The 11,214-nt window shown below is 66.8% G+C and carries 13 protein-coding genes and 1 pseudogene; 13 read left to right on the top strand and 1 reads right to left on the bottom strand.

Translation table 11 applies throughout. The features are described 5' to 3' along the window. Positions 1-226: 226 nt before the first annotated feature. From FGX59_RS34610 to FGX59_RS34550, 13 genes and pseudogenes are all read left to right on the top strand, one after another. Positions 227-469: a helix-turn-helix domain-containing protein gene (locus FGX59_RS34610; RefSeq protein WP_138473009.1), complete on the top strand. Its 243-nt coding sequence runs from the start codon at positions 227-229 to the stop codon at positions 467-469. Between the two features lie 223 nt (positions 470-692). Further along, positions 693-1,193: a Tn7 transposase TnsA N-terminal domain-containing protein gene (locus FGX59_RS34605; RefSeq protein WP_240722848.1), complete on the top strand. Its 501-nt coding sequence runs from the start codon at positions 693-695 to the stop codon at positions 1,191-1,193. Then, positions 1,190-1,783, top strand: a complete 594-nt coding sequence (locus FGX59_RS34600; protein ID WP_138473007.1) for a hypothetical protein — start codon at positions 1,190-1,192, stop codon at positions 1,781-1,783. Before FGX59_RS34605 ends, FGX59_RS34600 begins: the two co-directional genes overlap by 4 nt. Then, positions 1,783-3,279 carry a Mu transposase C-terminal domain-containing protein gene (locus FGX59_RS34595; protein WP_138473005.1) on the top strand — a complete coding sequence of 499 codons (1,497 nt, stop codon included), beginning with the start codon at positions 1,783-1,785 and terminating at the stop codon, positions 3,277-3,279. The genes FGX59_RS34600 and FGX59_RS34595 overlap by 1 nt, the downstream gene beginning before the upstream one ends. Positions 3,280-3,445: 166 nt before the next feature. Continuing rightward, positions 3,446-3,814: pseudogene (locus FGX59_RS34590) on the top strand (transposase); the annotation flags it as partial. A 537-nt stretch (positions 3,815-4,351) separates the two neighbouring features. Continuing rightward, complete coding sequence (locus FGX59_RS34585) at positions 4,352-4,834, top strand: MSMEG_0572/Sll0783 family nitrogen starvation response protein (protein ID WP_138473003.1); 483 nt, start codon at positions 4,352-4,354, stop codon at positions 4,832-4,834. A gap of 91 nt (positions 4,835-4,925) precedes the next feature. Next, entirely contained in the window at positions 4,926-5,894 is a 969-nt protein-coding gene (locus FGX59_RS34580; RefSeq protein ID WP_138473001.1) for a Nit6803 family nitrilase, read from the top strand. After that, a complete protein-coding gene (locus tag FGX59_RS34575) occupies positions 5,887-6,999 on the top strand; it encodes an MSMEG_0568 family radical SAM protein (RefSeq protein WP_138472999.1) in 1,113 nt (370 codons plus the stop codon). Before FGX59_RS34580 ends, FGX59_RS34575 begins: the two co-directional genes overlap by 8 nt. Continuing rightward, a complete protein-coding gene (locus FGX59_RS34570; protein WP_138472997.1) occupies positions 6,996-7,541 on the top strand; it encodes an MSMEG_0567/Sll0786 family nitrogen starvation N-acetyltransferase in 546 nt (181 codons plus the stop codon). Before FGX59_RS34575 ends, FGX59_RS34570 begins: the two co-directional genes overlap by 4 nt. Then, positions 7,538-8,515 (top strand): sll0787 family AIR synthase-like protein, encoded by a 978-nt coding sequence (locus tag FGX59_RS34565; protein WP_138472995.1) that lies wholly within the window; start codon positions 7,538-7,540, stop codon positions 8,513-8,515. Before FGX59_RS34570 ends, FGX59_RS34565 begins: the two co-directional genes overlap by 4 nt. Continuing rightward, positions 8,508-8,795 (top strand): MSMEG_0570 family nitrogen starvation response protein, encoded by a 288-nt coding sequence (locus FGX59_RS34560; protein ID WP_138472993.1) that lies wholly within the window; start codon positions 8,508-8,510, stop codon positions 8,793-8,795. The genes FGX59_RS34565 and FGX59_RS34560 overlap by 8 nt, the downstream gene beginning before the upstream one ends. 11 nt (positions 8,796-8,806) lie before the next feature. Beyond that, positions 8,807-10,081, top strand: coding sequence for an MSMEG_0569 family flavin-dependent oxidoreductase (locus FGX59_RS34555; protein ID WP_138472991.1), 1,275 nt, complete (start codon positions 8,807-8,809; stop codon positions 10,079-10,081). Continuing rightward, positions 10,078-10,863, top strand: a complete 786-nt coding sequence (locus FGX59_RS34550; RefSeq protein ID WP_138472989.1) for a Pnap_2097 family protein — start codon at positions 10,078-10,080, stop codon at positions 10,861-10,863. The genes FGX59_RS34555 and FGX59_RS34550 overlap by 4 nt, the downstream gene beginning before the upstream one ends. Positions 10,864-10,868: 5 nt before the next feature. On the opposite strand, the gene FGX59_RS34545 is transcribed toward FGX59_RS34550, so the two are convergent. Further along, positions 10,869-11,214: electron transfer flavoprotein subunit alpha/FixB family protein (locus tag FGX59_RS34545; RefSeq protein WP_206078518.1), on the bottom strand; the 346-nt coding region annotated here is incomplete at its 5' end.

Here is an 11,214-nt window from a genome sequence, read left to right as displayed (position 1 = left end):
ACCGCGCTCGGCATACCCGTCACTGTGGCCGTAGGATAAGTCCGTCCGGGGAAAGGGGAACCGCGCTCAGCCCCCGATTTGTGCAACAAGGCCGGTTTGATAGGTAAATTAGCCGAACAAAACCTGAGAAAGCACTCGCAACGGCGAAGAAAACTTGCGTGCCGAATCAAACTTCGAATCACTACTGGTATGGGTAAGAACGGAGTCTAAGGACTTGCATCAGGCCATGAAGGTAGATTTGCACAATCACGAGCAGCTGAAGTGCAGGCTCCGGCTGGCTGGTTCGAGCATGGCGGAAATTGCCCGCACGCTCGGCATTAAGCAAAGCAGCGTGACGGTAGTTAGCCAAGGCTATCGCCGTTCGCATCGTGTGCAGTCCGCCATCGCCAACCAGCTTGGTACAACTCCTCAGGAGCTCTTTTCCGACCGGTACCCAGCAGAGGAGGGCAGCGCAGCAACCAAAACCTGACATCGGGAAATAAAAAGACCCTCCTGCGCTAACAGGAAGGCCTTTTGAATAAGCGTCGTTTGGTACCGACGTCTTATTCATCCCCTGAGTCTCAAGAAAAGTCAACCTGCCGGGGCGTCTTCCGGCAGGGCAGTGAAACTCATCTCAAACATAGGGGGATGTTGCCCTGCACCTGCTCCGATCCACACGGGTCGGCGCCCAGGTGAGGTGCACTCCAATCATCATGCAAGATCATCTGATCTACCGCGGGCCGGAGCCGAGCCACGCGACCCGTGTTCCTGCGCGCCGTTCCAAGGGCAGTCTTCGCGGCTCGATGGTGGCTATGCTGCCTGGTTTCCAGCGCCCGCGACTTATCCACTTCGAGAGTGCGCTCGAGTATGCCTTCCTGTGCCAGATGTTGGTGCGGGATGACGTGCACCACGTCCGGGAACAGCCTCCGGCGATCTCTTATGTCGGCATCGACGGCCTCCCTGCGCGGCATGTCTTTGACTTCATGGTCACCAAGGCGGATGGCGAGCGAATTGCGGTGGCAATCAAACCCATGCAGCGTGTCCTGAAGCTGAACTTTGCCTCCGAGCTCGAAGCTGTTGCCGCTGCGGTCTCCAAGTCCTTTGCGGACCGGGTGCTGCTGGTCACCGATCTGCACATCGACCGGGCCGCTGCAGCTGAAGCGGCCCGGACACTCGCCTGGTCGCGCCCCTCTCTGGTGGAGGTAACGGCATGACCCTCCGTTTCCGCTTCTCGAACTCCGACATGATCACAACGGCAGGCGTCGCCATGCGCCCCCTTGAGATCGACGACAAAGGCGGCACCTTCGAGCGGGTTGGCCAGCCAGGGATCACCGAGGCATTTTCCCACCAGGAGCTCGCCGAGATGATGCGCCGTCCAGACACGACCTACTTTGCCGGGTATTTCGACCGGACCACCCAAGAGGCGCATCGCGACAAACCTGTGCAGGTCATCAGCGAGCTGTCGGAAGAGACTGCACGGCTGGTGATCTGGCGGAAGGCCGTCTGTGACGCCTTCCTGGCTCTCGAAGCTGCGGGCCTCATCAAACGTACGCAGCGGGCATACGAGCAGGCAAAAGCGCAGCTTGCATCAGTGACGGAGAGGCTTGTTGGCGAAGGCGCAGCAGCCTTTGCCAAGATCCGACCGGGCCAAGAGATAAAAATTCGAAGCTGCCGGGGAGCCGGACGGTCTTGCAGTGGGTCCGCTCGTATCAGGCCGCAGGCTACTCCGCACTTTCGCTCATTCCGGCCACATACCGATCCGGCAATCGGACCCGGCGCTGGTGCCCGAAGGCAGAAGCCCTGATGAACCAGGTCATCGAGATCTACGCCGACACGCAGCGCCCGAGCAAAATCCAATCGGTTCAGGAGACCAGGGCGCTGTTCGCGGAAGAAAACGCGCGCAGAACCAGCGCGGGGGCAACACCGCTCATAGTTCCTTCCGCCTCCAGCGTTAAACGCCGACTGGACTCGGCTGACCCATTCTACGTCTGCGCCAAACGATATGGCTCGTCTGCGGCCGCCAGGAAGTTCGCCATGAGCAGCAACGGTCCCGACGTCGTGCGCCCCATGGAGCGGGTCGAGATGGATGAAAACAAGCTCGACGTCATGTCGTTGCTGACGCTGACAGGCATCTGGGACCACCTGCCGACAGAGCGGCAGAAGAAATTCGAGGCGGGGCGACGCTGGCTCTACATTGCGATCGACTGCGCCACGAAATGCGTGGTGTCGATGCGGCTGGCCGACAATCCGAACTCGGATGATGCGATCCGCGCGCTGCGTTTGATTTTCGAGGACAAGACCCCGCTGGCCCAGGCAGCCGAATGCGAAAGCACATGGCATCACCATGGCGGGATCGGGACCCTCGTGACCGACATGGGGCCTGCCTTCGTCTCGGATGCCTTCCAGACGACGGTGGCTTCGCTCGGGATCACGTCGCACCTGCCGCCCGCCGGAATTCCCTGGATGCGGGGGCATATCGAGTCCTTCTTCCGAACGCTCGGTCACCAGCTCATGCCGCTCTTGGCGGGCCGGACCTTCTTCGACACCGTGGATCGTGGCGACTACCCCTCCGAGATGCTCGCCTGTCTTTGCGACGACGATCTGATCAAGGTTCTTCTGACCTACATCGTTGATATCTATCACAACCAGCCACACGGCTCGCTGAAAGGGGAAACTCCGAACGCAGCCTGGCAGCGGCTGGTGGCCGAACATGGGACGCCTACGGTACCGGATGGCCTGACCCTCAGGAAAGCATTCGGCAGGCCGATGACCCGGAAGCTCAATGACGAGGGCGTGCTGTTCTCGGGGCTCAGCTATAGCTGCGAAGCGCTGCGTGAGGCCTATCTCCACTCCCCCACACGGGAGGTGGAAATCAGGGTCGATCTGCAGGACATCGGGTGGATTGCCGTCAAGGTAGGCGCAACCTGGTACCCGGCGCTCGCCAATCAGCCCGGCTTCGAGGGCGTGAACTTCGACGAGCTGCGTGAGGGCATTCGAGCCATTCGGCACGCCCACGCTCGCGACGCGAGGCTGGACGCGCCCAAGGTCCAGCGTGCCATCGAGCGAATTTCCGAGGCGAACCGTTGTGCGTTCGCGTTGCGCGCCCTGACGCCGTTCCACGTGGCCGACGTGGAGGTCGCGCGTGCAGATGCGGCACTGCACTATCCGCTCCGCTCTGACGCGCAGCGATTGGGACACGTGCCCCCGAGCAACGATCTGCTCAATGACGCAATCTCCATCACTCCGCCCAAGGACACATCTCGGGAGCCAGACAGCGACGATAGCGGGCCGGGGTCCTAGCGTCGAACGAGACGCAAGACCCGCAAACGCTGGGGGTTCAATTATGGGAAATGATCTGATCAAGCGCCTTCGCTGGTACGAGATCACGATGCGCATTCAGCCGCCAGGCGCAACTCTTGCAGACCATTCCCCCTCTCGCACATGCAACGCATGTGCTGTCGGGCAGCGGGATGCAGGACCGGTGACGGCCTCGGCCGTGGCCGCCACGATCGGGTCGGGCCACCAGTTCAAGAGTGGCCGGGAATTTGCGGCGTGGCTTGGTTTGACACCGCGCAACCACTCCAGCGGTGGCAAGGAGCGGTTGGGAAAGATCACCAAGATGGGTGATCGGTATCTGCGCCAGCTCATCGTTGTCGGCATGACATCGCGTGTGCGGCAGGTCGCCAATCATCCGGAGCGTGCCGATCCCTGGCTGACGAAGCTGTTGCAGAGAAGGCCAGCCCGGCTCGCGACCGTCGCCATGGCGACCAAGACGGCGCGGATCATGTGGGCGGTGCTGACCAGGAACGCAGCCTGCCGACCTCACGCAGCCTGAGACGTACAGAAACAGCGAGATAGCAAGACCGACGATGTGATGGTGTACCCTTCAGCCGCAACGATCAGGACGCTCCGCCGAATGACCCGGGCGCAATTGCCCGCTAACCAGATAGGAACCTGATCTGCGGATCCCATCACGGCCAGCGGTGTCAACCGCGCAAACAGGCCGGACACAAGACCGCTTCTGAAAACGTACTCGAGATCATTTACGGCTTGCTATGCGGGAGCCATCCACACAGGTCATTCGCGGCGGCCGGGGTGGCTTTTCCCGGAAAGCGATTCTGGAAAAATGATCGCGGAATGACTGCATGCTCGGCGACTCATTGCCCGAGATTGCCGGGCATTCCAACGCCAATTCTTCTTAGAATGCCAAGAAATCCTGCAAATTGGGTCAGTGTTGGCGCGATTTGAAGCGGTAGTACAGATTCATCTTCTCATAAATGTATGTAGATTGAACTGAGTATTGATTGGATCAATGCGCCTGCAAATGCTGAGAGGGCAAAGCGGACCACCGCATAGAGAAACGGAGTGCAGCATGCCCGCAGTTACCCAGGACGCTCACAAGGACGGCGACTTCTTCGTCGACTACGAGGAGAAGGTCTTCGAGGACGTGAAGGCCGAGGAGGGCGAGAAGGCCCTGGTGACCTTCCACACGGTCGCCTTCGAAGGCTCGATCGGCCTCGTGAACATCCTCAACGCCATCCGGCTGAACCGCAAGGGCTACGAGACCTCGATCCTGCTCTACGGGCCGGGCGTGACGCTGGGCATCCAGCGCGGCTTCCCGACGCTCGGCGACGAGGCCTTTCCCGGCCACCAGAATTTCGCGGTGAACCTGAAGAAGTTCATGGGCGAGGGCGGCAAGGTCTATGCCTGCCGCTTCGCGCTGCAGGCGCTCTACGGCCATGGCGAGCCGTCGCTGCTGCCCGGGATCACGCCGATCGCGCCGCAGGACGTGCTTGACTGCATCCTGCTGCACAAGAAGGCCGATGCGGTGATCCTCGACACCTGGACGGTCTGACCGCGCCGCAGCCGGGGGGACCGCACCCGGTCCCCCCGGACCCCCCTGGTGCGCCCCGCACCGCCGCCGATCCACCGCAGAGGCTCCGCCCATGAGAACCGACACGATCCGCGCCGCCGCGGTCCAGATCGCCCCCGACCTCTCGGGGCGCGCAGGCACCGTCGAGCGGGTGCTGAACGCCATTGCCGAGGCCGCGGGCAAGGGCGCGCGCTTCATCGTCTTCCCCGAGACCTTCGTGCCCTACTACCCGTATTTCTCCTTCGTTCTGCCCCCTGTCCAGCAGGGCGGGCCGCATCTGGAGCTGATGAAGGAGGCCGTCGCCATTCCCTCGCCCGAGATGGCGGCGGTGGCGGAGGCGGCGCGCCGCCATGGCGCCGTGGTGGTGCTGGGCGTGACCGAGCGCGACCACGGCTCGCTCTACAACACCCAGCTCATTTTCGATGCCGACGGGACGCTGAAGCTCAAGCGCCGCAAGATCACCCCGACCTATCACGAGCGCATGGTCTGGGGGCAGGGCGACGGCGCCGGGCTGAAGGTCGTCGAGACCGCCGTGGGCCGGGTCGGCGCGCTGGCCTGCTGGGAGCACTACAACCCGCTGGCGCGCTACGCGCTGATGGCCCAGCACGAGGAGATCCATGCCGGGCACTATCCGGGCAGCCTCGTCGGCGACATCTTCCGCGACCAGATCGAGGTGACGATGCGCCACCATGCGCTGGAATCGGGCTGCTTCGTGGTCAATTCCACGGGCTGGCTGACCGAGGAGCAGATCGCGCAGATCCATCCCGATCCCGCGCTGCAGAAGGCGATGCGCTCGGGCTGCATGACGTGCATCGTGTCGCCCGAGGGCCGCCATCTGGCAGAGCCGCTGACCGGGGGCGAGGGGATGGTGATCGCCGATCTGGACATGCGGCTGATCGCCAAGCGCAAGCGGATGATGGATGCGGTCGGGCACTACGCGCGGCCCGAGCTTCTGAGCCTGCTGCACGACACCCGTCCCGCCCTGGCCCGCCATGTGACCGAGGCCGCGGCCCCGGAAGAGGAGGAAGCGCAAGATGCCTGAGACCGACCGTTCCGCCCTGATCAACGACCTGCAGACCCGCGGCATGCGCCTTGTCGATCCGCGCGCCGGGCATGAGAGCCGCCGCGGCGGCGCCGGGCCCTCGGACCACAAGGCGGTGACGCTGGACGATGTGACCGTGATGGTCCCGGTGCACACCGCCCCGGCCTTCGACAGCCCCTATCTGGTGGAGGCGCCCGGGCCCGACGGCCGCGCCCGCGTCACCCGCGACGGCACGGAGGTCGCGCGGATCAGCTTCCCCGCCCGGCCGCATTTCTACGACCTGACGACCTCGGACGGCGTGCCGATGAACAAGGTCGCGGTGCTGCATTCGCGCGACGTGCTGGCCACGACCGTGCTGCAGACCTGCATCCGCTACGAGAGCCGGAAGAAGACCTGCCAGTTCTGCTCGATCGGCCAGTCGCTGGCCGCGGGCCGCACCGTCGCGCACAAGACGCCCGCCCAGCTTGCCGAAGTGGCGAAGGCGGCGGTCGAGTTGGACGGCGTGACGCATATGGTGCTGACCACCGGCACGCCGAAGGGCCCGGACCGGGGCGCCGCGGTGCTCTGCGACAGCGCGGCCGCGATCAAGGCGGCCGTCGACCTGCCGATCCAGGCGCAATGCGAGCCGCCCGAGGACGACATCTGGCATCAGCGGATGCGCGCGGCGGGCGTCGATGCGCTGGGGATGCATCTGGAAGCGGTGACGCCCGAAGTGCGCCAGCGGATCATGCCGGGCAAGGCCTCGGTTCCCTTGGAGAAGTACTTCTCCAGCTTCGAGGCGGCCGTGAAGGTCTTCGGCCGCGGCCAGGTCTCGACCTATATCCTCGCCGGGCTCGGCGACACGGCGGAGGCGATCCTCGCCATGGGCGAAAAGCTCTGCGCGATGGGGGTCTATCCCTTCGTCGTGCCCTTCGTGCCGATCTCGGGCACGCCGCTGGAAAGCCACCCGGCGCCCACATCCGAATTCATGGCGTCGATCCTGCGGCCGCTGGGGCAGATGGTCGTGGCCTCCGGCATGCGCTCCTCCGAGATCAAGGCGGGCTGCGGCAAATGCGGGGCCTGCTCGGCGCTGTCCACCTACGAGACCCTGAAGGTGCCGGCATGATCTTCCCCGAGCCGCGCGACTTCCACGCCCCCGGATACTATATCCGCGCGGCCTCGACCCGCTGGGAAGCGAAGGGCGCCGCCGATCTGCGCCACCGCGTTTTCGTCGGAGAGCAGGGCATCTTCGCCGAGCATGACCGCGACGAGACCGACCTGATCGCCACGCATCTGGTGGCGCTGTCGACCTATGCGCACGAGGCCGACCAGGTGGTGGGCACGGTGCGCATCCACGAGGAGCATCCCGGGCTCTGGTGGGGCTCGCGCCTGGCCGTCGACCGGGAGTTCCGCCATGTCGGGCGGCTGGGCGCCGAGCTGATCCGGCTGGCAGTTTCGACCGCCAATGCCCGCGGCTGCCATACCTTCCGCGCCCATGTGCAGAGCCAGAACGTGGTGCTCTTCCGGCGGCTGCGCTGGGACGTGAAGCAGGAGCTGGCCATCCACGGCCATCCGCATGCGCTGATGGAGGCGCGGCTGGACCATTACCCGCCCTGCGCCGATCCGGTGGCGGGCTGGTACCACCGGCCGCGGCGGGTCCCGGCATGAGCCTCGAGGCCTCGACGGATCTCGCCGGGCTGGCGGAGCGGCTGCGCGCGCATCCCGCCATCCGCTCCAAGCTCGGCATCGGCCGGGCGGCGGCGGGGCTGGGGCTGAGCGCCGCCTCGCCGGGCCGGCCCGGCGACGATGCCGCCGCGCTGCCGAACGGCCAGGGCTGGGATCTGCTGGCGGGCGAGGGGTTCATTCCCGGCTTCGTCGAGGAGAACCCCTGGTTCGCGGGCTGGTGCGGGGTGATGGTCAATCTCTCCGACATCGCCGCGATGGGCGGGCGGGCGACCGCCGTGCTCGACCAGATCTGGGCGCCCTCGGCCGAGGCGGCGCGGCCGCTGATGGAGGGGCTGCGCGATGCCTCGGCCGCCTATGGCGTGCCGCTGGTCGGCGGGCACACGAATTTCGGCGCGCCCGCCCTCGGGCTTGCGGTTTCGGTCCTCGGCAAGGCGGAGGCCCTCGTCACCAGCTTCGACGCCCGCCCCGGCGACATGCTGATTGCCGCCGCCGATCCGCGCGGGCGCTACATCAATTTCGACAATTTCTGCGCGGCGCTCGAGGCGCCCCCGGCACGGCTGCGTGGCGATCTGGCCCTGCTGCCGGAGCTGGCCGCGGCCGGGCTGGTCCGCGCCGGCAAGGATGTCAGCCAGGGCGGGATCATCGGCACCGCGCTGATGCTGGCGGAATGCTCGGGCGTGGCCATCGAGATCGACCTCGACGCGCTCGCTCCGCCGCCGGGCATCGCGCCCGAACGCTGGCTGAGGACCTTCCCCAGCTTCGGCTTCCTCCTTTCCGTCGCGCCGGGCGATGCCAATGCCGTCTGTGCCCGCTTCGCCGCCCGCGGCCTCGACGCCAATGCCGTGGGCCGGGTCCTGCCCGGCTCCGCCGTCACCCTGGCCGACGGCCGGGACCGCGCCCCCTTCTGGGACCACGCCGCCACCCCCTATCTCGACCTCGGAGTCCCCCATGCCTGAGACCTACTGGACCGTCCGCTGGCCCGACGGCGCCGAGGAGCGGCTCTATTCGCCATCCTCCGTCGTCGCCGAGCTGTTCTCTGCCGGAGAGAGCTATCCGGTGCCCGATTTCCTCGCCCGCGCGCGCATCGCGATGGAGCGCGCCTCGAACCGGGTGGAGCGCAAATACGGCTTCGCCTGCACCTCCGCCATGGCGCAGCTCGACGCGATCGAGGCCCGGGTTGCCGCGCTTGGCGACGCCCCGGAGGCAGAGATCGCCTGCCTCGCCATCAGCCAATGAAGGAAGAGCCGATGAAGGACCTCTCTCCCCCGCATGTCCCCGTTGCCATCATCGGCGGCGGCCAGGCCGGCCTGTCGGTCGCCTGGCAGCTGAAGAAGGCGGGCATCGCCGCCATCGTGTTCGAGCGCCATGCCAGGTTCCATTCCTGGCGCGAGAACCGCTGGGACAGCTTCTGCCTGGTGACGCCGAACTGGCAGTGCCGCCTGCCGGATTTCCACTATGCCCGCGACTATGGCGGCACCGATCCGGACGGGTTCATGCTGAAGGACGAGATCACGGACTATCTCGACGCCTTCGCCGAGAAGACTGCGCCCGACCTGCGCGAGGGGGTCGAGGTCACCCGTGTCGCGCCGCGCGACGGCGGCGGCTTCGATGTCGAGACCTCGATCGGCGACTGGCGCGCCGGGCAGGTGGTGATCGCCACCGGCGGCTATGACACGCCGATCGAGCCGGACTACGCCAAGCGGCTCGACCCGTCGGTCTTCCAGATGCATTCGGTCGATTACCGCAATCCCGGGCAGTTCCCCGAGGGCGGCGTGCTGATCGTCGGCACCGGCCAGTCGGGCGTGCAGCTGATGGAGGACTTCACCCGCGCGGGCCGCAAGGTGCATTTGGCCGTCGGACCCGCGCCGCGCTCCCCGCGCAAGTACCGCGGCCGCGACGCCACAGACTGGCTGATGGAGGCCGGGCATTACGCGATCACCATCGCCGAGCATCCCGACCCGGTGAAGGCGATGACCCAGACCAACCACTACATGTCGGGCCGCGACGGCGGCAAGGAGATCGACCTGCGCCGCTGGCATGTCGAGGAGGGCGTCGAACTGCACGGCTCGCTGGCGGACATGGAGGGCACCAAGGTGCGCTTCCTGCCCGATCTGGCGAAGAATCTCGACGATGCCGACCGCTCCTATTGCGGCATCCGCGACACGATCGACGCGCATATCGCCCGCGAGGGCATCGACGCGCCCGTCGAGCCGCCCTTCGAGAAGCTCTGGGAGCCGGACGAAGAGGCGACGGAGCTCGACCTCGCCGAGGCCGGCGTGACCTCGGTGCTCTGGGCGATCGGCTTCCGTCCCGACTATTCCTGGATCGAGGCCGATGTCTTCGACGCCCGCGGCAAGCCGGTCTTCGACCGCGGCGTCACCGCCCATGAGGGCCTGCATTTCATCGGGCTCGGCTGGCTCAACACCTGGGGATCGGGCCGCTTCCTGGGCATCGAGGAGGACAGCGCGCATCTGGCCGCCCGGATCGCCGCGCAGCTCGCGGATGCGAAGGCGCGCGCATGACGGCGCCGCTGCGCCGCGCCGCCGCGGACCGGACCGCCCCGCAGAGCCGCGCGCGGCTCCGCCTCGGCATGGCGCAGCTCTCGCCCTGGGGGCTGTCCGAGCAGTGGCTCCTGCGCGATTGCGGCGACCGCCACTGGGCGCTGATCGCCGGGGCGGCAGGGCAGGCCGGGACGGATTTCCGCGACGCCGAGGGCCGGCCGGTCTATGCCGCCTTCTGCACCACCTCGCTGCAGCTTGCGCCGATCGCTGCCCCGCCGCTCGGGGAAGAGGCCGCGATCGCCTCGCGGCTCTTCTCGCTCGGCCCGAACCGGCTCGGCTCGCTGCATCTCGTCAGCGGCCCGCAGGGGCCGCTCGGCCGGGTGGCGATGGTCAGCTGCTTCCTCTGCCATGACGGGACCGGCTCGAACCGCCGCCTGCTGCGCAGCGCCTTGCCCGGGCTCCGGCCGCCGCCCGCCGCGCCGCCCGAGCTGGCCGCGCTGGCGGCCCGCGCCCGCATCGGGGCCCGCGCCGCCCGCGACATGGCCGCCGGTTCGCCGCTCCTGCGCTACCAGCCGGTGCCCGCGCTCGATTTCAACGCCGCGGGCCTTCTCTATTTCCCGGCCTATTCCAAGATCGCGGAGATCGCCCGCCCCGCGGCCGGTCCGCTGGAACGGCGCGAGATCACCTATCTCGGCAATCTCGACCCCGGAGAGGCGGTGCTGGCCGAGGCCCAGGGCGGAGGGCTGCTTCTGCGCGCGGAAGAGGGGCGCGTCCTGGCCGAGATCTCCGGCTCTGCGGCCTGAGCGGCTCAGAGCTTCCCGGTCAGCTCCGGCACCGCGTCGAAGAGGTCGGCGACCAGGCCGTAATCGGCGACCTGGAAGATCGGGGCCTCCTCGTCCTTGTTGACCGCGACGATCACCTTCGAGTCCTTCATCCCCGCAAGGTGCTGAATCGCCCCGGAAATCCCCGCCGCGATATACAGATCCGGCGCCACCACCTTGCCGGTCTGGCCGACCTGCCAGTCGTTCGGCGCGAAGCCCGAGTCGACCGCCGCCCGCGACGCGCCCACCGCCGCGCCCAGCTTGTCCGCCAGCGCGCCGATGATCGCGAAGCTCTCCTCGGAGCCGACGCCGCGACCGCCCGAGACCACGATC

This window comes from Poseidonocella sp. HB161398, assembly GCF_005870025.1.
GTDB lineage: Bacteria > Pseudomonadota > Alphaproteobacteria > Rhodobacterales > Rhodobacteraceae > Mangrovicoccus.
Note: the sequence above shows the minus strand (reverse complement) of the source record. Positions and strands in the feature narration are given on the sequence as shown.